This is a genomic window from Curtobacterium sp. MCBD17_028, from assembly GCF_003234875.1.
Lineage (GTDB): Bacteria > Actinomycetota > Actinomycetes > Actinomycetales > Microbacteriaceae > Curtobacterium.
This window is the reverse complement of the sequence record NZ_QKTQ01000011.1, coordinates 36,683-60,900: the sequence shown is the minus strand read 5'-3', so window position 1 is coordinate 60,900 and position 24,218 is coordinate 36,683. Positions and strand designations below refer to the sequence as shown.

Genomic DNA, 24,218 nt, shown 5'->3' with positions numbered 1-24,218 from the left:
GTGGGGACCCAACCGACCCTCGACGACGCGACGACCCACCAGCCCCGCGTGCGCGAGGACCGACGGCAGCGCGCCGTCGAGAGCCTCGGGCTCACCGAACCGGACCGCAACCCGCGCCTCGACCGGATCACCCGGATCGCGCGCGCCCTGTTCGGCGTGATGATGTCCTCGGTCACGGTGATCGACCGGGACCGCGCGCTCTACATGGGCCGGGCGGGGTTCGACGACGCCGAGTCCGGCCGGGGGGACACCCCCTGCAAGCTCGTCACCGACACGGGCGAGGTCATCACGACGGACGACGCGCGCCTCGACCCCCGGTTCGCCGACATCCGGCCCTTCGTCGAGAACGGACTCGCCTTCTACATCGGGCACCCGCTCACCGACGCCTCCGGCAACGTCGTCGGGTCGTTCTGCCTCATCGACAAGGAGCCCCGGACGCTCTCCCCCCGCGAGATGCAGGAGTTCACCGACCTCGCTGCGTGGGCCCAGGAGGAACTCCTCGCCGAGGCCGAAGCCGTGCGCGCGCGCGACACCCAGCAGGCACTGCTGCCGGAGCGGCCGCTCGTCACGGACGAGGTCCGCGTCGAGGGCGTCTGCATCCCGTCGCTCGGCGTCGGCGGCGACTACTACGACCACGGCGTCGTCGGCCGCCTCGTGCACGTCGCGATCGGCGACGTCATGGGCAAGGGCACCGCGGCGGCGATCCTCGGGGCCGCCACCCGTGCCGCCGCCCGGACGATCGTGCCCTCGATCACCGACGAGGTCTCGCTCGGCGCAGCCGTGGACCGCATCGAACGGGCCATGACCGGCGACCTCCAGCGCACGAACGCCTTCGTGACCTACTTCCACGCCACCATCGACCTCGACACCGGGCGCCTCGCCTACGTCGATGCCGGAGCGGGCCTGTCGATCCTCGTGCGCGCGGACGGGACGGCCGAGCAGCTCACCGGCACGGGCCTCCCGATCGGGATCCTGCCGCAGCCACACACCGCGCAGTCGACGACGCTGTACCCGGGCGACCGCCTGGTCCTCGTGAGCGACGGGGTGCTCGACGTGCTGGACGACGAGATCGTCTGGCCGGACGAGCTCGCCGGCTACACGCGCGAGGCGGCCGACATCCACGCCCTCGTCGAACGCATCCGGTCACTCAGCGCCGAGCGGGTGCCGCTCGACGACGTCACCGTCGTGGTCGCGGAGTACCGCCCGTGACCCTCGAGATGACCCGCCGGGACCGGCGGCTCCTCGAGCACACGACCTCGCGTCGGCGGCTCGTCACCATCCGGGTCGTCGTCGTCCTCGCGGCGCTCGCCGGGGCGGACTACGTCGGATGGCGCTGGGTCGCCTCCGTCAACTGGCACTCGTGGTGGATCGCCGTGCCGCTCATCCTCGCCGAGACCTACAGCGTCATCGACTCGCTCCTGTTCGCGTTCGGCGCCTGGCGGATCCGCGAACGCGGCGAACCACCGGCCCCACCCGCCGAGGACGTCACGGTCGACGTCTTCATCACGACGTACAACGAACCCGTCGAGCTCGTGATGCGCACGGCGCTCGCCGCGGTGGCGATCCGGCATCCGCACACGACGTGGATCCTCGACGACGGCGCGCGGCCGGAGATCCGCGAGGCCGCCGAGGCCATGGGCATCGGCGTGATCACCCGGTCGTCGGACTGGATCGACCGGCCGCGGCACGCCAAGGCCGGCAACCTCAACAACGCGCTGCTGGCGACCGAGGGGGAGTTCCTCCTGATCCTCGACGCCGACCAGGTGCCCGACCCGCGCATCCTCGACCGCACCCTCGGGTACTTCAAGGAACCGCGGATGGCGCTCGTGCAGACGCCGCAGTGGTTCGAGAACGTCCCCGAGTCCGACGTGCTCGGCAGCCAGGCGCCGCTCTTCTACGGACCGATCCAGCAGTCGAAGGACGGCTGGAACGCCGCGTTCTTCTGCGGGTCGAACGCGATCCTCCGCCGGGAGGCCCTGATGCAGTTGGGCGTGTCCCGGTACGTCGACGAGGTCGAACAGGGCGTGCACCGCGCGATCCGCACCTCGCGCCGGTTGCTCGCGCGGGCACGGGAGGAGGCCGAGGGCCAGCCGCGCGTGCTGCAGGCGCTCGACGAGGCCGGGGCGATCGTCGACCGCGCGCGCGCCGAGCTCGCGAACGGCGACGGCATCGCCGACGTGACCTACCGGTTCCAGCGCGGCATCGACGCGATCGCGTTCCGGTTCGCCGGCGCCGACCTCGCCGCGATGCGTCAGGACCTGGCGGAGCTCGCCGCGCTGTCCGTGGAGGCCGACACGTTCGCCGCCATCGACGATTCCGCGCTCGACCTGCTCGGCCAGCGCGACGCGTCGCCGATCGTCGCGATCGAGGCGATCTCGCTCCTCGTCGGCGCGCTCGACGTCAGCCGTGGCGACGAGGCCCAGGCGATCATGCCACTGGCCACGATCTCGGTGACCGAGGACATGGCGACCGCGATGCGCCTGCACGGCCTCGGCTGGCGGTCGGCGTACCACGACGAGCTCCTCGCACGCGGGCTGGCCCCCGAGGACCTGCCGACGATGCTGACGCAGCGACTCCGTTGGGCGCAGGGCACGATGCAGGTGTTCTTCCGCGAGAACCCGCTCGTGCAGCGCGGCCTGTCGTTCGCGCAGCGCCTCATGTACTTCTCGACGATGTGGAGCTACCTCTCCGGGTTCGCGGCGGTCGTGTACATCGCCGCGCCGGTGCTCTGCCTGGCGTTCGGGGTGATCCCGGTCCAGGCGTACAGCGTCGACTTCTTCGCCCGGCTCATCCCGTTCCTCGTCCTCAACCAGGTGCTGTTCTGGGTGGTCGCCGCGGGTCGGCCGACGTGGCGCGGGCAGCAGTACTCGCTCGCGCTGTTCCCGGTGTGGATCGAGTCGGTGACGTCCGCGTTCCGTAACGTGTACCTCGGGCAGCCGCTCGGGTTCCGCGTGACCCCGAAGACGAAACAGGAGTTCACGGGCCACCGGTGGGACCTCGTGCGGCCGCAACTCGTCGCCATGGGGTGCCTCGTCGCCGCGCTCGTGCTCGTCGCCATCCGCTACGCATCGGGCCAGGCGCACGGGATCGCCCCGCTCATCAACTCGGCATGGGTCGTCTTCGACCTCGCGATCTTCAGCATCGTCATCCGGGCCGTTCGCTACACGGGGCCCGAGGCGCTCCGGGACAAGGAAGAGGCAGCATGATCACCGTGGACGTGGAACCCGTCGAGGGCGGCGTCGTCCTGACGCCGAAGGGCCGGCTGACGGTCGCGTCGGCACCCAAGCTCCGTGCGGTCGCGACCGAGCGGCTCGAGGCGGGGGACCAGATGCTCGTCGTCGACCTGTCCGGCACGACGTTCGTCGACTCGTCCGGGCTCGGCGCGCTCGTGTCCCTGCTCAAGTCCGCGCGACAGGCGGGCGGCGACCTCCGGCTCGTGGCGCCGTCCGAGCAGGTGTCGATGGTGCTCCGCCTGACGAACCTGGACCGGATCCTCCAGCCCCGCGCGACGGTCGAGGACGCCCTCCGTGACTGAGCAGCCCGCCCCGACCGCCGATGGTCGACGCGTCCACATCGACGTGCCCGCGACCCTCGAGAGCATCGAGACCCTGCAGGACGCGTTCGACCGCTGGTGGAGCGACCTCGGCGACGACGCCGCGATCGCCACGCGGTTCTCGTTCGAGACGGCGATCGTCGAGATCGCCGCGAACATCGTCGAGCACTCGCGGCGCAGCGACGCCGAGGTCGGCGGCCGCCGGTACACCCTCGACCTCGACGCGACGGACGAGGTCCTCACCGCCGAGTTCCAGGACAACGGACTGCCCGCCGACATCGACCTCGCGGCCGTCACCATGGCCGACGTCGAGGACGAGAGCGGTCGCGGCCTGGCGTTGGCGCTCGCCAGCCTCGAGCGGCTCGACTACCGCCACGAACACGGTCGCAACATCTGGACGCTCGTGTGTCGACGATGAAGCAGCGCACGGCGCGCGCCGTCGCACTGGTGATCGCGATCGTCGTGCTCGTGCTCGGGGGGACCGCACCGGTCGCGTCGGCGGCCACCCGGTCGACGCCCGCGGGCGTCACCGCCTCGGGGACGCCACGCGGGTCCGGCACCTGGTTCGGCCCGGACCTCGACTGGGCGAACGACGCTCCGGACGGCTACGCTGGCCGACTCGGCGCGACGCCGTCGATGTACGGCATCGACGTCGACTACCCGGTCGACGCCCGGGCGGCCCAGCAGTGGCGGACCGCGGCGCGCCAAGCCGCAGCGCAGGGCGCCGTCCTCGTGCTGAGCTTCGAGCCGACGACGTCCCTGGCGCGACTCGACGCGGCCGACGCACACCGCGCCGACGACCTCCTCGAGCAGGTCCGCAAGCAGTACGGCACGGAGCAGCTCGTCCGGTTCGCGCCCGAGATGAACGGCACGTGGGTGCGGTGGGGGCAGCAGCCGACCGAGTTCGTCAGCGCCTTCCGGCAGCTCGCGCGCATCGTCCACGCGGGCACGTCGAAGGCACGCATGGTCTGGTCGCCGTCCTACGGCTCCGGGTACCCGTTCGGCGAGGCCGCCGGACGCCTCGCCTCGGCGAACGCGATGGACATCGCGGCACTCGACACGAACCACGACGACCGCCTGACCGAGGCCGACGACCCGTACGCGCCGTACTGGCCGGGGAGCGGCTCCGTCGACTGGGTCGGCCTGTCCATGTTCTTCTTCGGCAAGGGCAAGGCGACCGCGGCGGCCGGCCGGGCGGTGTCGCTCTCGCAGAACGCGGCCCCCGTCGCGGGCGAGGTCGACCAGCGCTTCGACGAGTCGTGGGGGTACACCGAGCCCCAGGACCGCACCTTCTACCAGCGCTTCGCGGTCGGGGAGCACCGGCCGCTGCTGCTCGACACCGGCGCGCTGGACGTCCACTCGCTCGGCGGCGCCGCCGAGCTGACGGTCAAGCAGGGCTGGTGGCGCCAGGTCATCGCCGCGTTGCCGAGCCACCCGCTCGTCCGCGGCGTCACCTGGCTCGAGGCCGACCGCAAGGAACCCGAGGCGGGCAACCGGGTCGCTGACTGGCGGGACACGGCGGTCCGGGGGATCGCCGGGTCGTTCCGGACCGATCTGCAGGACGCCGGACGATTCGTGTTCGGGCCCGTCACGGACCGCGTCACCGCACAGCAGGGCAGCGCCGCGACGAACCAGCAGCTCGAGACCGGCGGCGACCAGATGGCCTGGATCGTCGCGTGCGCGGTCGTGCTCGCGTTGGCGTTCCTGCTGTCCGGGCTCGTCGGTCGGCTCGCGCCGTCCTGGCGGTACGACGACGACGGCAAGCCCGGGCGCGACCTCCGGATCGACCTGTTCCGCGGGTTCATCATCCTCGCGGTCGTGATCACGCACGTCGAGCTCGCCGGGCCCTACTCGTACCTCACCCTGCACGCGATCGGCGCGATCACGGGCGCCGAGATGTTCGTGTTCCTCAGCGGACTCGTGCTCGGCATGGTCTACCCGCTGGGCGTCGCGCGGTTCGGCGAGTGGGCCTCGGCGGTGAACGCGTGGCGGCGCGCCCGGAAGCAGTACCTCGTCACGCTCGGGGTGATCCTGGTCGTCTTCGCGCTGAGCTTCGTGCCGTTCCTCAAGGCGTCGGCGATCACGACGTTCACGGACCGGGGCACGGGCACCGGCGGGGTCGGCGCGGAAGGCCGCGTCTACGACCTCTACCCGAACGCCATGCGGCTGCTCGACTACCCGCCGCCCTGGTACGCCGTCCGGCAGTTCCTGCTGCTCGAGATGGGCCCGTGGCCGTTCAACATCATGGGGCTCTTCGTGGTGCTCAGCATCGCGATCCCGGTGCTCATGTGGATCATCCGGCGCCGTGCGTGGTGGGCGCTGCTCATCGTCAGCTGGGCGCTCTACGTGCTCGATGCCGTGCGCCCCGACCTGTCGCCGCTGCCGTCGCAGTTCGAGGCCGTGTTCCCGCTCTTCACCTGGCAGGTGGTGTTCACCCACGGGCTCGTGCTCGGGTACTACCGCCGGCGGATCGTCGCCGCGCTGACGAGCCGTGTCGGCAAGCTGCTCATGGCGATCGGCGTCGTCGGGTACGCCGGGTTCCTCGTCTACGTCTGGGCGGGTCACGTGGCCGGGTTCACCCCGACGCCGTTCCCCGCGGGGATGTACGACGAGCTGTACAACACGGCGTACCAGCGCGTCGACCTGCAGTGGGGCCGGCTCGTCGACATCGCGTTCTTCGCGGTCGTGTCGTACGCGGTGCTCACCGTGTTCTGGAAGCCGATCAACGCCGCGATCGGGTGGCTGTGGATCCCGCTCGGGCAGGCGAGCCTCTACGTGTTCGTGTGGCAGGTGTTCTTCGTGCTGCTCATCGCGTCGATCCCCGGCCTCGACCCGTCGAACGTCCTCGAGGGCACGCTCATCCACACCGCGATGATCCTGCTCAGCTGGTACATGGTGCGGAAGCGGTTCCTGTTCGCGGTCATCCCGCGGTAGCCGTCAGGCGGAGTACGTCGCCGACAGCGCGCGCCGGAGCACCTTGCCGCTCGGCCCGAGCGGCAAGGAGTCGACGACGTGGAACACCCGCGGGTACTTGAACGCGGCCACGCGCGTGCGCATGAACGCGTCGATGGCGGCGACGTCGGCGTCCGGGTCGCGGAGCACGACCGCCGCGTGGACCTCTTGTCCGTGCACGTCGTGGTGCACGCCGAACACCGCCGCCGACGTGACGTCCTCGTGCCGGTGGAGCACCGACTCGACCTCGGACGGGTACACGTTGTAGCCGTTCCGGATGATCATGTCCTTCTTGCGGTCGACGATCGTCACGTAGCCGTCAGCGCTCATCGTGCCGATGTCGCCCGTGCGGAGCCATCCGTCGCACATCGCTGCGGCCGTGGCCTCGGGCTGACCGAGGTACCCCGCGAACAGGTTGTGTCCGCGCACGACGAGCTCGCCGGTCTCGCCCGGGGCGACGGGCACGATGCGGTCCTCGACGTCCGCGTCCGCGATGACGACGTCGACGCCCCAGATGGGCAGTCCGACGCTCCCGGCACGGCTCGGGACGCCCTTCGGGTTCACGGCGATGACAGGCGAGGTCTCGGTCATGCCGTAGCCCTCCTGGATCGGTGCGCGGAACGTCGCCTCGAACCGCTCGAGCACGGCCTCCGGCAGCGCGGAGCCGCCGGAGATGCAGAAGCGCAGCGGTGGCCGTTCCGTGGTGTCGCGGGCGGCCTCGAGCAGGGCGATGAACATCGTCGGCACGCCGTCGAACGCCGTCACGCGGTGCCGGACGCACAGGTCGAGCGCCGTCGCCGCATCGAAGCGTGGCAGCAGCACGATCGTCGCGCCCCGGCGGAGCGAGGTGTTCATGACGACCGTCTGCCCGAACGTGTGGAACAGCGGCAGGCCGCCGAACACGACGTCCTCCTGTCGCAGGTCGAACAGGTCGATGAGCGACACGTTCACCTGCTCCATGAGCGCGAAGTGCGAGCCGACGGCACCCTTCGGCGTCCCCGTCGTGCCGCTCGTGTACAGGACCGTCGCCGGTTCGAGCGGGTTCACCGCGACGTACTCGTCGATCGGGTCCGCACCGCCCTCGAACTCGGCCAGCGTGACGTCCGCGCCGACCTCCGCCGCCGACGCGGCCCCGACCGCCACGACGAACGCGCCGACGTCGCGGGCCGCCGGTCCGGCCTGCGGCAGGATCGACGCCGACGCGACGAGCACCCGGGCCTCCGAGTCACGGAGCACGTGGGTGATCTCGTCGCGCTTGAAGAGCAGGTGCACGGGCACGACGACCGCGCCCATGGCGAGGACCGCGAAGTACACGCACGGGAACTCCGTGATGTTCGGGAGCATGACGGCGACGCGGTCGCCGGGTCGGACGCCCTGCGCCCGCAGCGCACCCGCGATCGCCCGGACCCGTTCCCACAGGTCCGCGTACGTCAGGGTCTCGGTACCGCCGTCCGGGAGGGCCGTGATCACGGCCGCCTTCGACCGGTGCCGCCGCGCTCCCTCGGCCGCGATCGCCGCGACGTTCATCGTCCCGAGTCCGGGATCGGGCATGGTCTCCTCCTCATCGCGGTGCGCGTCGACGGCCCCTCCCGGGGGCGCAGGACGGCTGCGGCCATCGACGGTGTCCCGACTCCGCGTTCCGGGGGATGGTTGGTCCTCCGGTGGCCGGCGTGGCGATGCCCTGTGCTCATCCTGCCAGCCGCGTCCGTCGCCCGACCATCCCGCGAACGGGAGGCGTCGGACCGGCCGACCCGTGCCTCCCGGACTCGGCGCTGCAGACGGGCCCGGGCCCGCGGGTCCCGATCGCACGACGACACACCATTGACGACACGGAGTGTCATGGTGCAGAGTGATGACATTGCGTGTCGTCAAGTGGAGGAGCTGACTCATGGTGGAGAACGAGGCCGTCTGGCTGCGGAGTCCGGTCGGGCGGTTGCGGATCGGCCCCGCGCCGATGCCCACCCCTAGCCCGGGGGAGATCGTCGTGCGCGTGCGTGCCGTCGCCGTGAACCCGGTCGACGCGATGTCCGGCCTCGCGCGTCCGTTCGTGACGCCGTGGCTGCGGTACCCGGCGGTACTCGGCTCGGACGTCGCCGGCGAGGTCGTCGCCGTCGGACCGGACGTGCGGCGGTTCGCGGTCGGGGCGCGCGTGCTCGGTTCCGCCGCGGGGCAGGAGCGACACCGGAACGCCGCTGCCGAGGGCGCCTTCCAACGATTCGTCCTGCTGCAGGAGCGCAACTGTGCCCCGGTCCCGGCGTCGATGCCGCTCGAGGACGCCGCGGTGCTGCCGCTCGCACTGACGACCGCGGCGGCCGGCCTGTACGAGCCGGACCAGCTCGGCCTGGCCGGGCCCTCCCTGGACCCCGAGCCGCGTCGAGCAGTCGTCCTGGTGTGGGGTGCGTCGACGAGCGTCGGGTGCAACGCCGTCCAGCTCGCGCGGGCCTCCGGGTACGACGTCCTCGGGACCGCGTCCGATCGGAACCACGATCTCGTGCGCGGACTCGGCGCCGAGCAGGTGTTCGACTACCACGACCCGGACGCCGAGCGGCGGATCACCGACGCGATCGGCGACCGGCCGCTCGCGGGGACGATCGCGATCGGCGCGGGCTCGCTCACCCGCACCCTCCGCGTCGTCCGCGCCACCGCGGGGAGTCGGCGCCTCGCTTCGGCCTACCCCACCCCGGCGACGCGACTCCGTGCGCGGTCCGCACGGCGCGAGGGCATCACCGTCTCCGCGATCTGGGGTGGAACGCCCTTGGTCAGCCAGGTGGGTCCGCTCGTCTACGAGGCGTTCCTGCCGCGGGCCCTGGCGACGGGCCGCTACGTCGCCGCTCCGGAGCGCGAGGTCGTGGGGCACGGGATCGCTGCTGTCCCCGAGGCGCTCGCCCGGCTGCGGCGTGGTGTCTCGGCGCGGAAACTCGTCGTCACCCTCGACTGAGCGCGCGCTCCTGGCGCTCCGCGCGCGGCCCGACCCATGACGAACGGGAGGCGGCGAGCCGTCGTGCTCACCGCCTCCCGTCATCGGGACCCGCCGGAGGTCAGGGCAGGTAGTACGTCGGGTTCGGCAGCTTCACCGACCGGTCGGCCGAGCCGCCGATGAGGTCGCTGTACTGGTCGCCCCAGTTGCTGACGATGTCGTACCGGCCGCCCGCAGCCGACTCGATGTGGGCGCGCGTCTGCGACTTGTACTCGATCGTCGTGCAGGACGCGGTCGCGCAGTGCACGTACGGCGGCTGCTGCGAGGCACCGATGCCGGTCCACTTCGTGTAGTAGGTCCGGTTGCCGTGCTGCGTCGCGGCGAACTCGGGGTACCCGACCTTCCGCAGGTTCGCGATCGTCGCTGCCTGCTGGCCCTCGTTCCGGCCCGTCAGCCCGATGACCGTGCAACCGGCCGCACGGGCGACCGCGACGAGGGAGGTCATCGACGGCGTCGCCGGGAACCGCTGGCCCTGCACCCAGACGTCCTGCTCGGTGGGCGAGAACGTGAAGTGCATGTCCGCGACCTCCATGTCGTACGTCCACAGGGTCGTGTCGTCGGCGTCGAGGACGATCGCCGGGTTGCGGTGCCGGGCCCTCGCGATCGCGCACTGCGCCACCACGACCGGCGCCTGTCGCGCGACGATCGACCGCACCTCGCGGATGTAGGGGCTGTCCGACTTGTTCGCGATGCCCGTGCCCGGGTCGCCGTAGTACGTCGCGATCGTCTTCTTGACGGAGTCGATGTTCGGGATGCCCTCGCCGCCCTGCGTCGCGCCCGATGAGCCGTCGGGTGCCATCGTGAAGTGCGTCCGGGGTGCCAGCCAGGGCTCCGAGACCCCCGGCAGGTCCGCCGAGGGGAGGAAGTAGGTGGGGTTCGGGAGCTTGAGGGTGTGCTCGGCGTACCCGCCCTGCAGGTCGGAGTACTGGTCGCCCACGTTGAGCGTGATCGTGTAGCCGAGGTCCTGCTCGATGTGCTTGCGCGTCCCCGCCTTGAACTCGACCGTCGTGCACGTCGCGACGCACGTGACGTACGAGGGCTGCTGCGAGGCACCGACGCCGGTCCACTTCGTGAAGAAGTCGTCGGACGTGAACCCGTCGTACCCGTCCTTCGACAGGTTGGCGAGGGTCGCGGCCTTCTGGTCGTCGTTGCGGCCCGTGACGCCGAAGATCGTGTAGCCGATCGCCGCCGCCCGGTTCACGAACGACACCATCGACGGGGTCGCGGGGAACCGCTCGCCCTGCACCCAGACGTCCTGCTCGGCGGGCGAGAACGTGAAGTGCATGTCCCCGACCTCCATGTCGTACGTGAACAGCGTCGTGTCGTCGCTGTCGAGCACGATGGCCGGCTTCTCGCCCGCGGCCACGGCGGCGTCGTACTGGCGCTGGAGCTGGCCGCTCTCCCGCCGCACGATGGCGGCCATCTCGCGGATGTAGGGGCTGTCGGTCTTGTCGGCGATGCCCGTGCCCGGGTCGCCGTAGTAGGTCGCGATCGTCTTCTTGACGGAGTCGATGTTCGGGATGCCCTCGCCACCCTGGGTCGCGCCCGAGGAGCCGTCGGGCGCCATCGTGAACTGCGTCCGTGGTGCGAGTGCCCGGTCGACGCCACTGCCGACCCCGCCCTGACGGTGGTCCGGCGTGATCGTCGTGGTGTGGTGCCCGACGACGGGCGACGCGGTCGCGACCCCGGCGCCCAGGAGTGTCGACCCGAGCACGAGGCCGACGGTCGTCACCCCCACGACGGCGAGTCGGACGGCGGTGGTGGAGCTGCTGATCCCCTGATGTCTGCGCAACTGGTTCTACCGTTCTCGTGGATGCACCCCGTTCGGGGGTGTGCTCGGCACGATACCTGGGGATCGGCACAGGAACGAGCATGAATTCGCAGAGGCGACGAGCGATCCGGAGCCTGAGGATGCGTCAAGGTGTCGTTCCACCCGATCGCGTGGCGGAGCAGGATGACGACGGCGGCGCCGACCCGACGGCGCTGCCGGGAGGCAGGACCATGCGCATCCTCGCGTACATCCTCAGCGTGCTCGTGTCGACGGTGCTCAGCATCGGCGGAGCACTGCTCGTGGCGATCCAGCTGCGGGGCGGCCCCGACGGTCTCGTCGTGGCGGCCGGCACGGGCGTCGCCCTCATCGTGTACGGTCCGCTGCTCCTCGGGTCGTGGAACACGTTCTGGGATCGACGGTCCTCGCCCGACGCTGGTCGGTACCTGCGTCGGGCGGGCGTCGTCGTGCTCGCGGTCGACCTCGCCGCGGTCGGCCTGCTCGTCGTCGCGACGGTGGTCGCGGGCGGACCCGTGTGGGTGCCCGTGCTCGTCGCGCTCGTGACCGCGCTGCTGCTCGTCGTCGCGAGACCGCTCGGTGACCGCCTCCGGCGCGCCGAGCGCCCACTGGCGTCGCCCTACCGGTGGCAACCCGTGGACCCCGGTCTGATCCGTCGGAAGCTCCTGATCGTGTCGGTGGTGTTCGCTGGCATGGTGGTCCTCGCGTCGGCGTGGGTCGTCGTCGATGCGGTCCTCGGGCGCGAGCGTGGTCTCGACCTCGCGACGACGGGACTCCTCGGGGCGGAGATGACGTTCATGGTCCCGGCGATCGTGATGGTCGTCCTGGTCGTGCCGCTCCAGCGCCGGTTGCGGGATGCGGCGGGCCGCGATCTCGCACGCCTCCGGCAGTTCAACAAGGTCGTCCTCCGTGGGAAGGCCCTCGACCTCTCGGCGGCGGACCAACGGGCTGCGGCGCGGTACGCCTCGACGGTCCCGACGGTCCTCGGGCTGCAGATCGGGTACTTCGCGCTGTTGTACGCCGGGATCGCCTGCAACGAGTTGTCGTTGACCCTCGACGGGATGACGCGGCTCGGCATCGTCTACCTCGGGGTCCTGGTCGTCGGGGCCGCGGTCGCCATCCCCGCGGCGGTCGTGCGGATGCGTCGCGCTCGCGCCTACGCCGTCGCGCACGCCGACCTCTTCGACGACCACGGCGGTGACGACGGGGTCGCGGCCGCGAACGCCGTCTCGGTCGCCCCGCCGCAGCCCCACCCAGGGGTGTGACGGATGGGAGGCACTCCGCTGTCGTGCGCAGCGCCTCCCGTCCGTCGTTCCTGCGGCTCAGCCGCCGGGCGTCGGTGACGGCGCCGTGGTCGGCGGGGCCGACGACTCCGCCCGCTTGGCGAGCTCGTTCAGCGCCGCCTGCGCCAGGTCCCGGAGCTGCTGCGGCGTCAGCTTCGACAGGTCCGGGGACCCGGCCGATCCGGAGGCTCCGCTCGAGCCCGAGGCACCGGTCCCGCCGTCCGTTCCCGCGGACTCCGTGCCCGATCGGGTCACGACGTCGCCGTTCGCGTCGTACAGCGTGGCCGCGCCCGCAGCGTCGATGACCGCGCGGTAGACGACGCCCTGGGACTGCCCGATGGAGGCGACCCACTGGTTCCGCGCTCCGGGCACGATCTCGAAGATCTTGAGCCCGCTCGCCCAGTCGGGCAGGTAGCTGTAGGTGGTCTTGATGGTCGAGGCCACCGACGAGTTCGCCTGCCGCGCGGACCCCTTCTCGTACTCGTAGACCGTGATCGGGTTCCGGCTGCCGGCGTGACCGACCGAGGCGTCGACGACGGAGAGCGCGACGACCGAGGACGACGACCCGGGCGGGGTGAGCGGGGTGACGTACGTGGCGTGGTCGTCGCTCGCGCGGCGCAGTCCGAGCTCGGACGGGTTGAACGAGTCGGGGTTGTCCGAGTCGTCCGACGTGTCCTCGTACCCGGAGCGGTGGAACCAGTAGTCGCCGAACGACCCGAGCGCGCGCAGGGCCACCCGCTGTCGCTTCGCCAGCGACTGCGGGTACGCGGGGCCGGGGAGGTCAGTGGCGCGGGTCACGATGCGGACCTCGCCCGTCCGGCCGTTGTACAGGGCGTCGCCGAAGAAGTCGTAGGACGTGTCCCAGAACCCGTGCACCTGCGTCAACGGCACGACGACATCGGGGGCCCGGCCGTCGCAGTACCCGTAGACGTCGGTCGGGTCGAAACCGACGGTCGGCGGGGTCGCGGCATCGATCGCGCGGGTGAGCGAGTTGGCCGGCAGGGACCCTCCGACGCGGAGCCGTGCGGTGCGCGTGAAGTCGCACGTCCTCACCTGGTCGGGCTCGGTCTGCCCGAACAGGGGCATGTCCTGGACCTGGACGCTCTCGTACCCGGCGAGGAACCCACGGCGCTGCACGAGCGCGTCCCACAGTCCGTGGCTGCGCTGGTCGGTGAGCGACTTGACCGGCAGCGCCGTGCCCGTCGTGTCGCCGAGGTTCTTGGTCGACGAGGTCGCGGCGACGTCGTACGGGGAGCGTTCGGCGAAGCTCGGTGCCGGGTGGTCGACGGTCCGGACGTCGGCGACGTACAACCGGTCGACGTCGTACGCGTGCCGGACCCAGGCGACCACGGAGCCGGCGAAGACGAGCACGAGCACGGCCGCGAGCACGGCCCGGAGCGACGGCCCGACGCGGAGTCCCACGAGCACGAGCGCGGCCAGCACCGCGAGGGGGATGAGGACGAACGCACCGGCGACACCCGTGCGCACCACGCCGTGTGCGACCTGCGGACCCCACAGCCAGGCGATCAGGGCGACGACGGCGATCCCGACCGCGGCGGCCGTGATGCGGGGACCGGTCAGGGGCGGCAGGAAGCGCATCCGACGATCATTCACCACGGAGTGACGAGCTGCTCCCGCGGCAGTCCGTTCCGCGCCGTCCAGCGGTCGAACGCGCCGCCGTCGTTGAGGGGCGCGTCGCGGTCCACCCGGTGGCCCAGGTCCCGGAGGCGCACCGCGAGTGCGTGTCCCTCCGCGCGCAGCGGTCGGACCCCGACGCCCACGACGGCGGAGCCGGCGAGCACAGCGAGGGCGGCGACCACGACGCCGACCGGTGCGGGGGCCAGGGCGGCGGCGGCCGCGGCGACGACGAGGAGCACGATGAACGCGGCGAGGGCGCGGTAGGCCGGCAGGCGGACGCCGGCCAGGCGGCGGGCGTTCTCCGGGCCGATGCGCGCCGCCCAGATCCGGTCGCTCGCGGTGGTGTTCCATCGACGGATGACGGGCATGTCGTCACCGTACGGAGGCGCCGGGCGTTCGGTCATCCCCCAGATCGCGCGTCACCGGACGGGTCGCATCGAACCTGTGGAGACCCGCAGGCGCGCACGGCCCGCTGCCAGGGCGACCGTCAGACGGTTACCAATACGTTATCTTCTCGTGTCCCGCGCTCGGCGGGACGAGGAAGGGACACATGGCAGGACGACACGCGCTCCCCGTCGAGGACCGCCGCACCCGACGTGCCGACACCAGCGCCGTTCGTCCCCGTCCCACCGCAACCGTCGCCGAGCGCGTCGTCGTCGTCGCCTCGCCCCTCGCCGAGCACCGCCCCGCCGAGGCGAGCCGCCGGGCCGAGATCCGCCGTGCCGAGGCCCACCACGCCGCAGCCCGCCTGGCCGCGGTCCGTCGGGTCACCGCCGCCCGCGCCCTGCCGGTCGTCGCGACCGCCCCGGCCGTCGCCGCCCCGGTCCTCCGTCACGAGCGCCGTGCCGTGAGCGCGAAGCGTCTCTCGCTCATCGTCGCCCCGATCCTCGCCATGACGTCGTGCATCGCGTTCGGGCTCCCCGCCAACGCGGACACGCTGAGCAGCGCCGCCGCGGCCGTCACCTCGTCGACGCCCGGCGCACAGCAGTACACCGTGTCGCGGGACATCACGCTCCCCGTCATCGAGCACGACGGCACGACGATCATCGCCGCGCCCGCCCCGACCGAGGTCGTCGTCAGCGGCGGTGCGACCGTCTCCGGCGCGCAGAGCGCGATCGTCGACGCCCTGAGCGCCGGCGGCAAGCGTGCGCAGGTCATCCAGACCGCGCTGACCTACCTCGGCGACACGTACGTCGAGGGCGGCGCGACCCACGCGGGCATCGACTGCTCGGGCCTCGTCATGGTCTCGTACGCGTCGGTCGGGATCCCGCTCGTCCACTACGTGCCGACCCAGGACGCCGCTGCGACGACGATCCCCGAGTCCGAGGCGCAGCCCGGCGACCTCGTCGTCTACGACAGCGAGGCCCACATCGGCCTCTACCTCGGCAACGGCCTCGTGATCCAGGCACCGCACCCGGGCGAACCCGTCGACATCATCCCGATGTTCTCCGCGCCGCACCACTTCGCGCGGGTCCTGCCCGCCGACTGACCGGCGGACGGGAGGCGCGGGACCGGCGCGCCCCGGACCTCCCGGGATCGTGTCGTCGGGAGGCGCGGGACCAGGCCGATCCGCACCTCCCGGCGTCCGCGCCGATCGTGCTCAGACCGGCTGGACCTCGACGCCCGGTGCGGCCGGCAGGATCCGCCGACGACCGAGGTCGTCGAGGAGCTCGACGAGACGGTCGGCGCTGTCGTGGCACTCGCCGAACCCGGCCTGCCGGAGCTTGATCACGTTCGACACGTTGTCCCACGTCGAGCCGAGGATCATGTCCCCGAACCGCCAGTCGACGAGCTCCGTGTACGGGGTCGGGACGAGACCGTGCCGCTCCACCATGCGGTTCCACAGGTCCTCGCGCGGTGGCATCACGGTCGCCAGGGGGAGCGTCTGCGGCTCGCCGAGCTCGAGGCCGAAGTGGTCCGCGAGTCGTTTCCAGAGGTGACTCCACCGCACGACGTCGCCGTTGGTGATGTTGAACGCCTCGCCCGCCGCGGTCGGCGCCGAACCGGCCCAGTCCGTCGCGCGGGCGAGGAGCTCGGCGTCCGTCATCTGGTACAGGATCCGGTCGTACGTCTCGCGCTGCCCCGGGAACCGGAGCGGCAGGCCGAGCTCGCGGGTCATCGCGACGTAGGTGCCGATCGCCATGAGGAGGTTCATCGGCGTGCCCTGCGCGTAGCCCATCACGGCCTCGGGCCGGAACACCGTGAGCGCGAACCCCCGCTGCGCCGCACGCTCACGCAGCAGGTCCTCTTGGTCGTAGTAGAAGTTGGGCACGAGGAGACGCGGGTCGTCCTCCTTGGCGGGCGTCGTGAACCGGCCGAGGTGGGCGCCGTAGTACTTCATGCCCTGGTAGAGCGTCACGTGCCGGAGCGGAGCGCCGAGCCGGTCGAGTGCGTCGAGGGTGTGCTCGAGGAGTGCCACGTTCGGGCCGATCTGCTCCGCGAGGTCCGCCTTCTCGATGTACGCGGCGAACGCGAGGCGCGTCGTGTCGGACGCCGGGCGCAGCCCCTCGACGGCGGCGTCGGCGTCGAGCAGGTCCACCGGCAGGTGGGTCCAACCGGACACACCCTGCGGCGCCCGGCGGCTGATGCCCCGCGTCGTCACACCGGTGCGGGCGAAGTGCTCGACGACACTGCGACCGACGACGCCGCCGGCGCCGGCGACCAGGACCGCGTCGTTCGTCGGGGCGGTGGTCTCGGTCGTCATGGGCGTCCTAGGTCTCGTCGGCTCCTGCGATCGTGCGCGCGGCGTTCCGGACGCCGGCACAGAGCAGCCCGACCTCGGGTTGCATCGACACGATCTCGTCGAACCCACTCTGCACCTCGGAGTACCCGAGGAGCCCAGCGACCGCTTGTCGGGGGATCGCATGGGTCCGGAGCATCCACTGCCCGCTCGCGGCGAAGCACGGCGTCATCGTGCGCTGCGGCGCGTCCACGGGGAGCGACGCTGCCCGCCCGAGCCGGTGGGTGTCCGGCCAGCCGTCCACGTCGATCAGTCCCGTCGACGGAACGCGGACGAGTCGCGGAAGAAGTCCTCGTAGCGATCGTCGTGCCCTGTCTCGAGCGCGTACCCGCGGCGCCACAGCTTGCGCTGCCGCTTGAACGTCGTGATGCGGACCGGTGCGACGCCCGGTTCGGACTCGTACGAGCTCATGCCCATCATCCCTGTCGTCATGCGCGGTCGTGACGATGCCGGGACTGCCCTGACGCAGTTCCCGACTTCCGTCTGGTAGCGCCAACCGTACCTCGGATGAGGGGCAGAATGTCGGTTCTCGTCCGTTCGATGCGGGACCTGGCCCGGGTGCTTCGCGCAGCGGCTCTCGTTCGCCGTCAGGTCCTGGGCGGCAACCGGTCCGGCGGCCCGGCTCCGCGCACGGCCGCCGCGTGGGACGTGTGGACGTAGAGTGGGGCATGGCCGTCCAGACCGCAACGATCATCGCGCTCGTCGGTGCCGGTGCCACGGGCCTCCTCGGCGAACTCGGCGCACTCCGCGGGGTCGACGCCCTCCGACTCGGCGAGGCGGACGCCGATGGCACCGCGCGGATCAGCGCATCGAACGGGACGTACGTCGTCCACGACGCCGACCCCCTGGCGCACGTCGCCGCCGCGTGGGTCGAGTTCTTCGACGACCGCAGCACGCTCGGCACGCTCGAGCTCGAGGTCGAGACGGCGCTCGCCGCCTTCGCCGCGGGCCACCGCGTCATGCCGGACTACTACGTCGTGCTCGACCCGGAGTCCGTCGAGGGCACCTGGCGGCACTGGTGGTTCGGGGCGCTCGCCGTCGAGGGGCCGCGACGGGTGCTGCCCGAGCCGGCATCGGCCTCGGCGATCCGGAAGCGGCTCGGACGGCTCCCGATGGCACCGCGCTGGAAGGACCCGGCGGCCTGGCTGCCCGACCTGCGGTTCACGATCCCGGACCGCACGGGTCTCGCGGGACTCGGCTGAGCGATGTCCGTCAGGTCGTCGGCTGGTCGTTGTCCTTCATCGCGCCCCAGCCCGTCCACCGGTCGATCTCGATGACGCCCGTGGTGCGCGGACGGACCTGGTCCGGGTAGGCGCCGCCCGTGTAGTGGGTCGAGATGCGGTCGATGTCCCGGAGGCCCTCGTCGGCGTACAACTCGACCACCCGGCCGATCAGGGTGACGTGGGTGTACCAGTCGCCCTCGGCGAGGACCGTCAGGCTGACGCGCTGGTCACGCCGCAGGTGCTTGAGGCGCACACGGCTGTCGTCCATGCTCACGAGGACCCGGCCGTCCTGCCACAGGTACCAGGTGGCCGCGGTGACGGGCGTGCCGTCCGACCGCAGGGTGGCGATGACGGCGGGGTTCGGCTGCTGGAGCATCGCGACGGCGTCGTCGGGGAGCGGTGGCAGGGACATGTGGTCTCCGTTCGTCGTGGGATCGGTCCCCGTCATCCTCGCAGCCGCGCCCTCGACGTCCGGTCGGGCCGCCGCTGGGTGTGGAGGACCGTGGCCGCGGTAGACCTGGGGCATGCGAGTCATCGGAGTGCAGGAGTTCGGAGGGCCCGAGGCCCTCGCCGTCCACGAGGTCCCGGAGCCGCACGCCGGCCCGGGCGAGGTCCGGATCGGGGTGCGGGCGTTCGCCGTCAACCCGACCGACGCCGGCGTTCGTGGTGGCGGACGCGACCTCGGCGGTGCGCAGCCCCCCTACGTGCCCGGCATGGACGCGGCCGGCATCGTGGACGAGGTGGGCGAGGGCGTCGACCAGTGGCAGACGGGTGACGAGGTCATGGCGATCGCGCTGCCGCTGCGCGAGCACGGGGGAGCGTACGTCGAGCACCTCGTCGCCGCGCCGGACTCGATCGCCCGGATCCCCGCGGGTGTCGGCTTCGAGCAGGCCAGCACGCTCCCGATGAACGGGCTGACGGCCGTGCGGATCCTCGAGCTCATGCACCTCGAGCCCGGCCAGACCCTGATGGTGACCGGAGCCGCCGGGACCCTCGGCACGTACCTCGTGCCGCTCGCGAAGCAGGCCGGACTCGTCGTGATCGCCGACGCCGCCGAGAAGGACCGTGCGCTCGTCGAGTCGCTCGGTCCCGACCACGTCGTCGAACGCGGGGACGGGGTGGTCGACCGGATCCGGGCGATCGTGCCCGACGGGGTCGACGGTCTCGCGGACACCGCGCTCTTGCACGAGCAGGTCGTCCCCGCGATCCGCGACGGGGGCGTCTTCGTCGCCGTGCGCGGCTGGCCGGGCAACGGCGAACGGGGCATCCGGTTCGAGCGCGTCATGGTGTTCGACGAGTACCACTCCGGACACAAGCTCGACCGGCTCCGGCAGGACGTCGAGGACGGCCTGCTCACCCTGCGCGTCGCCGAGGTCCTGCCCGCCGCGGACCCGGAGTCCGCCCGCGACGCCCACCGGCGCATGGAGGCCGGGGGCGTCCGTGGACGGTTCGTGCTCGTCTGGTGACACCGGGCCGGGAGGCGGCGCGAGCGCGGGTGGGCGGGGGCACGGTCCTCGTCGTACCCGCGCCCTCGCCGTGATGACGCGGCTCGGTGCGTCCGGGTGACCGAACGGGTGAACCCGGGCGGGACGCATCCCCGACGACCGGCGGGAGGCCGTCGGCCGCGGACCGGAGCGTGACGGCGGCGACCTAGCGTCGGCGGGTGGCCCCGTTCCTCCCGACCGACAGCAGACGAGTCATGGCGATCCGGCGGCTCGTCGGGTTCGCGGTGCTCCCCGTCGTCGGCGGGCTCGCACCACTCGTCGCGGTCCCCGCGATCGCCGCGCGGTTCGGTGCGGAGGGGTGGCGCGACGTCGCGCTCGGGCAGTCGATCGGGGCGGCCGCGGCGGTCGTCGTCGAGCTCGGTTGGGGGATCAGCGGACCGCAGCGGTCCGCCCGTCAGTCGCTCGGCAACCTCCGTCGCTCGGTCGGGCTCGCACTCGTGACCCAGGTGCTCGTCCTGCTGCCGGTGACCGCGGGTGTCTGGGTCGTCGCGCACCTGGTACCCGTCGGTGCTCCCGCGCTCGTCGGCTGGATCGGCACCGCGGGGGCACTCGGTTCGGTCAACGTCGTCTGGTGCTGGATCGGCCTCGGGCGGCCGGGGCCGATCCTCTGGGCGGACACACTGCCCCGCACGCTGCCCGTCGTCGTCGCCGCGGTCGCCCTCGCTGCCGGTGCGCCGCTGTGGGTGTTCCCCCTCGCCCTGGTCGTCGGCGGACTCGTGCCGGTCGTGCTCGGGACGACGCTGCTCGGCATCGGACCGGCGACCCTGCGACAGCTCACCCCGCGGCTCGTCGTGCGCGCCGTCCGGATCCAGCTGCAACCGCTCCTCGGACGCGTGCTCAGCGCGACCTACATCAGCGTCCCGATCACGCTCGCCGGCGTCAGTGCGCCCGGGGCCGTCGCGGTGTTCGCCGCCGCGGACCGGCTCCAGCGATGGGCGCTCACCGCGCTCAAGGCCCTGCCGACCGCACTCCAGGGGTGGGTGGGTGGCCCCGCCGATCCGGACCGGCGGATCCGACGGGCCTGGGTCGCGCTCTGGGGGAACGTCGGCGTCGGGGTCCTCGTCGGCGCCGGGTTCGTCGTCGTGGTCCCCGCGGTCTCGCGCGCGTTCTTCGCCGGCGTCGCCACCGTGGCGCCCGACCTCGCCGTGCTGAGCGGCCTGCTCGTCGTCGTCGTCACGACCTCGCGGGCCACCGGTGGCCTGGTGCTCGTGGCGCTCCGCGGGGTCCCCGCGATCACCCTGAGCGCCGCCGCCGGATGCCTGGTCGGGGTGCCCGGGGTGCTCGTCCTCGCCCGCGTCGACGGTGCGCGCGGAGCGATGCTCGGGGTGCTCTCCGCCGAGGCCGCGGTGCTCGCCGTGCAGGTCGTCGCCGTCGTCGTGCTCGATCGGCGGCGGCGACGGCGCGTCCGGCGAGCCACATCGGTCCTCCGCGTCGCACACGTCCGCGTCGACGACCCCGCCTACCCGCGGAACGCCCGCGTGCGCCACCACCTGCGTGCGGCGGGGTTCGCGGTGGACGTCGTCCGGCGCCACCGGGGCGGGAGCGTCATCGGACGGATGACCCGCGACGCCCGCACGGTGCTCGGGCTCCGTGGGTACGACGTCCACCTCCTCGCCGAGATGTCGCTCGTCGTCGCGCCGCTCGTCGCACTCGTCGCGCGGCTCCGCGGCGGGGTCGTCGTCGTCGATCGGTTCGTCGGGCAGTACGAGACGGACATCGACGACCACGGACTGGCCGCCCCGCGGTCACTCCGCGCCCTCCGCTGCCGGGTCGTCGATCGCCTGGCCGAACGCTCCGCCGACGTGCTGCTCATCGACACCGAGGTGCGGGCCGCGGCGCTCCGGGAACGGGTGCCGGCGCGGACGGCCGTGCTGAGCCTCCCGGTCGGGGCGCCGGCGTGGGCGGTCCCGCCGGCGGTCCAGCCTGCGGAGGCTGGCGCCACGGCGGTGTCGCGCACCGGCGCTGCTGCCGACGTTGCTGCCGGCGCTGCTGCCGGCGCTGCTGCCGGCGCTGCTGCTGGCGCTGCTGCCGGCGTTGCTGCCGGCGTTGCTGCCGGCGTTGCTGCCGGCGCGGGCGCCGGCGCTGCCGCTGAGGCCGGCACGTTGCCCTCGGGTCGCGCGGCCGCTGCGTCCGGGCCGCTCCGCGTGCTGTTCTACGGCCACGACGTCCCGCTGCACGGCGTCCCGGTCATCGTGTCGGCGCTCGGCGAGGTCGGTCGCCCCATCCGCGCGACGTTCGTGTCGTACGCCTCCGTCCTCGAGCGGATCCGCGCACAGCTCCACGACGAGGGCGACCGGGTCGACGCGACCCTGCTCGAACCCGTGCCGGCAGAGGAGCTCGCCACCGTCATCGCCCACCACGACGTCGTCCTCGGGGTGTTCGGCACGTCGGACAAGGCCCGGTCCGTGATCCCGAACAAGGTGTGGCAGGGGCTCGCGTGCGGGCGGACCGTCATCACGGCGTCGAGCCCGGCACTCGCGGAACTCCGACCGCTCGTCGGTCCTCAGCTGGTCGAGGTGCCGCCGGGCGACGCCGAGGCGTTGGCCGGTGCCCTGCGCGCGGTCGTCGACGGCCCGGTGCTCTCGGACGGTCCCTGGGTCGGCACGGCCGAGCGGCTCGAGGCGTACGCCGCCGCGAGGCACGCACGGTTCGCCGCGCTCCTCCGCCAGCGGTGTGCGGCGCGTGCGGGAGCCTGAGGTGCGACGACCTGGCGGGTGCGCGCGCGGACGACGACCGGGCGGGTGCGCGCGCGGACGACGACCGGGCGGGTGCGCGCACGGACGACGACCTGGCGGGTGCGCGCACGGACGACGACCGGGCGGGTGCGCGCGCGGACGACGAGGGCGCCGCCAGACGACAGCGCAGTCGTCGTCCATGCGCGCACGTCCGAGTCGGCCCGACCCGTGCCACCACTCCCGCAGACGCCACCACCGGTCGTACAGTGACGGGAGGGGCGTGCGACGGAGCGCGCCACGGGAGGACCCCACATGACCACGCTCAGCAACGCCACCCTCGACACGCTCACCGGCGTCGCCGTGCCCACCTACGACCGGAGCGCCGTCACGACCGGCATCGTCCACTTCGGCCTCGGCAACTTCCACCGGGCGCACCAGGCGATGTACGTCGACCGGCTCATGAACGCCGGGGGAGAGCTGTGCTGGGGGATCACCGGCGTCGGGGTCATGCCGCGCGATGCCGAGATGCGCGACGCGCTCGACTCTCAGGACCACCTGTACACGCTCGTGCTCAAGCACCCCGACGGGACCCTGGAGCCTCGTGTCATCGGCTCCGTCGCGGACTTCCTGTACGCCCCGGACGACCCGGAGGCCGTGCTCGCCCTGATGGCCGCGCCCACCACGCGCATCGTGTCCCTGACCGTCACCGAGGGCGGTTACAACATCGATCACGTCACGGGGCAGTTCGTCCTCGACGCCCCGGCGATCGCCGCGGACCTGACGCCCGGGGCGACGCCGACGACGATGTTCGGGTTCATCACCGAGGCCCTGCGCCGCCGCCACGACGGGGGCATCCCGCCGTTCACCGTGATGTCGTGCGACAACATCCAGGGCAACGGCGACACCGCCCGGCAGACCATCGTCGCGTTCGCCACCGCGAAGGACCCGGAGCTCGGCGCGTGGATCGAGCGGCACGTGTCGTTCCCGAACTCCATGGTCGACCGGATCACCCCGGTGACCACGGATGCCGACCGTGCGATGGTCCGGGACGAGTTCGGCATCGACGACGCCTGGCCCGTCGTCGCGGAGCCCTTCGAGCAGTGGGTGCTCGAGGACCGGTTCACCCTGCGCCGTCCGCTGTACGAGACGGCTGGCGTGCAGGTCGTCGAGGACGTCGTGCCCTACGAGCTCATGAAGCTCCGCCTGCTCAACGCCTCGCACCAGGCCATGGCGTACTTCGGCCTCCTGTCCGGGCACACGTACGCCCACGAGGCCGCGACCGACCCGCTGATCGCCCGGCTCCTCGAGCGCTACATGGACGAGGAGGCGACGCCCACGCTCGACCCCGTGCCGGGCATCGACCTCGACCAGTACAAGGCGACGCTCATGGAGCGGTTCGGCAACCCCGCGATCCTCGACACGCTCGCGCGGCTGGCCGCCGAGTCGTCGGACCGGATCCCGAAGTGGCTGCTGCCGGTGGTGCGCGCCGACCTGGAGGCGGGCCTCCCCATCGACCTGGCGGCTGCGGTCGTCGCCAGCTGGGCCCGGTACGCCGAGGGTGTCGGCGAGCACGGCGAGCGGTTCGAGGTCGTCGACCAGCTCCGCGACGTCCTCATGCCGGCGGCGGCGCAGCAGCGGTCGGACGACCTCGCGTTCCTGCGCAACCGGGACGTGTTCGGGGACCTCGTCGACGACGAGCGGTTCACGACGCCCTACCGCCGCAGCCTGGGCACCCTCTGCTCCGCCGGTGCGCAGGCGGCGCTCGACGAGGTCCTGTCGGTCCGCCGCTGACGCGGCCCGTCCCCGCCTGCCCCGTCCTGTCGCGCCCGCCCGCTCTGCCCGTCCCGCCGCCCAAGAACCCGCTGGTTCTCGACAGATCCGCTGTC

20 protein-coding genes are annotated in these 24,218 nt (G+C 72.4%); 12 read left to right on the top strand and 8 right to left on the bottom strand.

The window, feature by feature from the left end; genetic code table 11:
• From DEI86_RS12470 to opgC, 5 genes are read left to right on the top strand one after another with little or no spacing between them, the layout of a single operon-like run.
• The gene (locus DEI86_RS12470) at window positions 1–1,209 is read left to right on the top strand and encodes a PP2C family protein-serine/threonine phosphatase (RefSeq protein WP_111049715.1); all 1,209 of its coding nucleotides are present in this window, start codon (window positions 1–3) and stop codon (window positions 1,207–1,209) included.
• A gap of 8 nt (window positions 1,210–1,217) precedes the next feature.
• Window positions 1,218–3,206, top strand: coding sequence for a glycosyltransferase family 2 protein (locus tag DEI86_RS12465; RefSeq protein ID WP_111049720.1), 1,989 nt, complete (start codon window positions 1,218–1,220; stop codon window positions 3,204–3,206).
• A complete protein-coding gene (locus DEI86_RS12460) occupies window positions 3,203–3,535 on the top strand; it encodes an STAS domain-containing protein (protein ID WP_111027376.1) in 333 nt (110 codons plus the stop codon). The genes DEI86_RS12465 and DEI86_RS12460 overlap by 4 nt, the downstream gene beginning before the upstream one ends.
• Entirely contained in the window at window positions 3,528–3,971 is a 444-nt protein-coding gene (locus tag DEI86_RS12455; RefSeq protein ID WP_111012778.1) for an ATP-binding protein, read from the top strand. Before DEI86_RS12460 ends, DEI86_RS12455 begins: the two co-directional genes overlap by 8 nt.
• Window positions 3,968–6,487 (top strand): OpgC domain-containing protein, encoded by a 2,520-nt coding sequence (opgC, locus tag DEI86_RS12450; RefSeq protein WP_146244925.1) that lies wholly within the window; start codon window positions 3,968–3,970, stop codon window positions 6,485–6,487. The genes DEI86_RS12455 and opgC overlap by 4 nt, the downstream gene beginning before the upstream one ends.
• Window positions 6,488–6,490: 3 nt before the next feature.
• Here opgC and DEI86_RS12445 read toward each other — a convergent pair whose 3' ends face one another.
• Window positions 6,491–8,056, bottom strand: coding sequence for a long-chain fatty acid--CoA ligase (locus tag DEI86_RS12445; RefSeq protein ID WP_111049713.1), 1,566 nt, complete (start codon window positions 8,054–8,056; stop codon window positions 6,491–6,493).
• A gap of 337 nt (window positions 8,057–8,393) precedes the next feature.
• Here DEI86_RS12445 and DEI86_RS12440 point away from each other — a divergent pair, with 337 nt between their 5' ends.
• Window positions 8,394–9,443, top strand: coding sequence for a zinc-binding alcohol dehydrogenase family protein (locus DEI86_RS12440; RefSeq protein ID WP_111049712.1), 1,050 nt, complete (start codon window positions 8,394–8,396; stop codon window positions 9,441–9,443).
• A 100-nt stretch (window positions 9,444–9,543) separates the two neighbouring features.
• On the opposite strand, the gene DEI86_RS12435 is transcribed toward DEI86_RS12440, so the two are convergent.
• Window positions 9,544–11,274 (bottom strand): HAD family acid phosphatase, encoded by a 1,731-nt coding sequence (locus tag DEI86_RS12435; protein WP_258371964.1) that lies wholly within the window; start codon window positions 11,272–11,274, stop codon window positions 9,544–9,546.
• Between the two features lie 149 nt (window positions 11,275–11,423).
• On the opposite strand from DEI86_RS12435, the gene DEI86_RS12430 reads away from it, so the two are divergent.
• The gene (locus DEI86_RS12430; protein ID WP_111049711.1) at window positions 11,424–12,533 is read left to right on the top strand and encodes a hypothetical protein; all 1,110 of its coding nucleotides are present in this window, start codon (window positions 11,424–11,426) and stop codon (window positions 12,531–12,533) included.
• Window positions 12,534–12,590: 57 nt separating this feature from the next.
• On the opposite strand, the gene DEI86_RS12425 is transcribed toward DEI86_RS12430, so the two are convergent.
• Together DEI86_RS12425 and DEI86_RS16580 are read right to left on the bottom strand one after the other, a co-directional pair.
• Window positions 12,591–14,150, bottom strand: a complete 1,560-nt coding sequence (locus DEI86_RS12425; RefSeq protein ID WP_111049710.1) for a hypothetical protein — start codon at window positions 14,148–14,150, stop codon at window positions 12,591–12,593.
• Between the two features lie 11 nt (window positions 14,151–14,161).
• Complete coding sequence (locus DEI86_RS16580; protein WP_181439771.1) at window positions 14,162–14,557, bottom strand: hypothetical protein; 396 nt, start codon at window positions 14,555–14,557, stop codon at window positions 14,162–14,164.
• A gap of 182 nt (window positions 14,558–14,739) precedes the next feature.
• Between DEI86_RS16580 and DEI86_RS16915 the strand changes: the two genes are divergently transcribed.
• Window positions 14,740–15,678, top strand: coding sequence for a C40 family peptidase (locus DEI86_RS16915; RefSeq protein WP_258368772.1), 939 nt, complete (start codon window positions 14,740–14,742; stop codon window positions 15,676–15,678).
• A gap of 111 nt (window positions 15,679–15,789) precedes the next feature.
• Here DEI86_RS16915 and DEI86_RS12410 read toward each other — a convergent pair whose 3' ends face one another.
• Genes DEI86_RS12410 through DEI86_RS16575 form a run of 3 tightly spaced genes read right to left on the bottom strand, consistent with a single transcriptional unit; the run spans window position 15,790 to window position 17,340 of the window.
• Window positions 15,790–16,893, bottom strand: a complete 1,104-nt coding sequence (locus tag DEI86_RS12410; RefSeq protein WP_111049709.1) for an SDR family oxidoreductase — start codon at window positions 16,891–16,893, stop codon at window positions 15,790–15,792.
• Window positions 16,894–16,900: 7 nt separating this feature from the next.
• Complete coding sequence (locus DEI86_RS12405; protein WP_111011467.1) at window positions 16,901–17,173, bottom strand: hypothetical protein; 273 nt, start codon at window positions 17,171–17,173, stop codon at window positions 16,901–16,903.
• Between the two features lie 5 nt (window positions 17,174–17,178).
• Entirely contained in the window at window positions 17,179–17,340 is a 162-nt protein-coding gene (locus DEI86_RS16575) for a hypothetical protein (RefSeq protein WP_181434685.1), read from the bottom strand.
• 257 nt (window positions 17,341–17,597) lie between these two features.
• On the opposite strand from DEI86_RS16575, the gene DEI86_RS12400 reads away from it, so the two are divergent.
• Window positions 17,598–18,131, top strand: a complete 534-nt coding sequence (locus DEI86_RS12400; protein WP_111049708.1) for a hypothetical protein — start codon at window positions 17,598–17,600, stop codon at window positions 18,129–18,131.
• A 10-nt stretch (window positions 18,132–18,141) separates the two neighbouring features.
• Here DEI86_RS12400 and DEI86_RS12395 read toward each other — a convergent pair whose 3' ends face one another.
• The gene (locus DEI86_RS12395; RefSeq protein WP_111011478.1) at window positions 18,142–18,564 is read right to left on the bottom strand and encodes a PPOX class F420-dependent oxidoreductase; all 423 of its coding nucleotides are present in this window, start codon (window positions 18,562–18,564) and stop codon (window positions 18,142–18,144) included.
• Between the two features lie 112 nt (window positions 18,565–18,676).
• Between DEI86_RS12395 and DEI86_RS12390 the strand changes: the two genes are divergently transcribed.
• The 3 genes from DEI86_RS12390 to DEI86_RS12380 all read left to right on the top strand — a co-directional run bounded on the left by DEI86_RS12390 (window position 18,677) and on the right by DEI86_RS12380 (window position 24,123).
• Window positions 18,677–19,618, top strand: coding sequence for an NADP-dependent oxidoreductase (locus tag DEI86_RS12390; RefSeq protein WP_111011469.1), 942 nt, complete (start codon window positions 18,677–18,679; stop codon window positions 19,616–19,618).
• 197 nt (window positions 19,619–19,815) lie between these two features.
• Window positions 19,816–22,353: a glycosyltransferase gene (locus DEI86_RS12385; protein WP_146244924.1), complete on the top strand. Its 2,538-nt coding sequence runs from the start codon at window positions 19,816–19,818 to the stop codon at window positions 22,351–22,353.
• A 291-nt stretch (window positions 22,354–22,644) separates the two neighbouring features.
• Window positions 22,645–24,123, top strand: coding sequence for a mannitol dehydrogenase family protein (locus DEI86_RS12380; protein ID WP_111027384.1), 1,479 nt, complete (start codon window positions 22,645–22,647; stop codon window positions 24,121–24,123).
• The last annotated feature ends 95 nt before the right edge of the window (window positions 24,124–24,218 follow it).

What these genes read in the sequence shown, in the direction of transcription:
- DEI86_RS16580 (WP_181439771.1), bottom strand. Translation starts at nt 14,557, where the DNA reads ATGCCCGTCATCCGTCGATGGAACACCACCGCGAGCGACCGGATCTGG.
- DEI86_RS12390 (WP_111011469.1), top strand. Translation starts at nt 18,677, where the DNA reads ATGCGAGTCATCGGAGTGCAGGAGTTCGGAGGGCCCGAGGCCCTCGCC.
- DEI86_RS12460 (WP_111027376.1), top strand. Translation starts at nt 3,203, where the DNA reads ATGATCACCGTGGACGTGGAACCCGTCGAGGGCGGCGTCGTCCTGACG.
- DEI86_RS12380 (WP_111027384.1), top strand. Translation starts at nt 22,645, where the DNA reads ATGACCACGCTCAGCAACGCCACCCTCGACACGCTCACCGGCGTCGCC.
- opgC (WP_146244925.1), top strand. Translation starts at nt 3,968, where the DNA reads ATGAAGCAGCGCACGGCGCGCGCCGTCGCACTGGTGATCGCGATCGTC.
- DEI86_RS12465 (WP_111049720.1), top strand. Translation starts at nt 1,218, where the DNA reads ATGACCCGCCGGGACCGGCGGCTCCTCGAGCACACGACCTCGCGTCGG.
- DEI86_RS12425 (WP_111049710.1), bottom strand. Translation starts at nt 14,150, where the DNA reads ATGCGCTTCCTGCCGCCCCTGACCGGTCCCCGCATCACGGCCGCCGCG.
- DEI86_RS12400 (WP_111049708.1), top strand. Translation starts at nt 17,598, where the DNA reads ATGGCCGTCCAGACCGCAACGATCATCGCGCTCGTCGGTGCCGGTGCC.
- DEI86_RS12440 (WP_111049712.1), top strand. Translation starts at nt 8,394, where the DNA reads ATGGTGGAGAACGAGGCCGTCTGGCTGCGGAGTCCGGTCGGGCGGTTG.
- DEI86_RS12395 (WP_111011478.1), bottom strand. Translation starts at nt 18,564, where the DNA reads ATGTCCCTGCCACCGCTCCCCGACGACGCCGTCGCGATGCTCCAGCAG.
- DEI86_RS12445 (WP_111049713.1), bottom strand. Translation starts at nt 8,056, where the DNA reads ATGCCCGATCCCGGACTCGGGACGATGAACGTCGCGGCGATCGCGGCC.
- DEI86_RS16575 (WP_181434685.1), bottom strand. Translation starts at nt 17,340, where the DNA reads ATGAGCTCGTACGAGTCCGAACCGGGCGTCGCACCGGTCCGCATCACG.
- DEI86_RS12410 (WP_111049709.1), bottom strand. Translation starts at nt 16,893, where the DNA reads ATGACGACCGAGACCACCGCCCCGACGAACGACGCGGTCCTGGTCGCC.
- DEI86_RS16915 (WP_258368772.1), top strand. Translation starts at nt 14,740, where the DNA reads ATGGCAGGACGACACGCGCTCCCCGTCGAGGACCGCCGCACCCGACGT.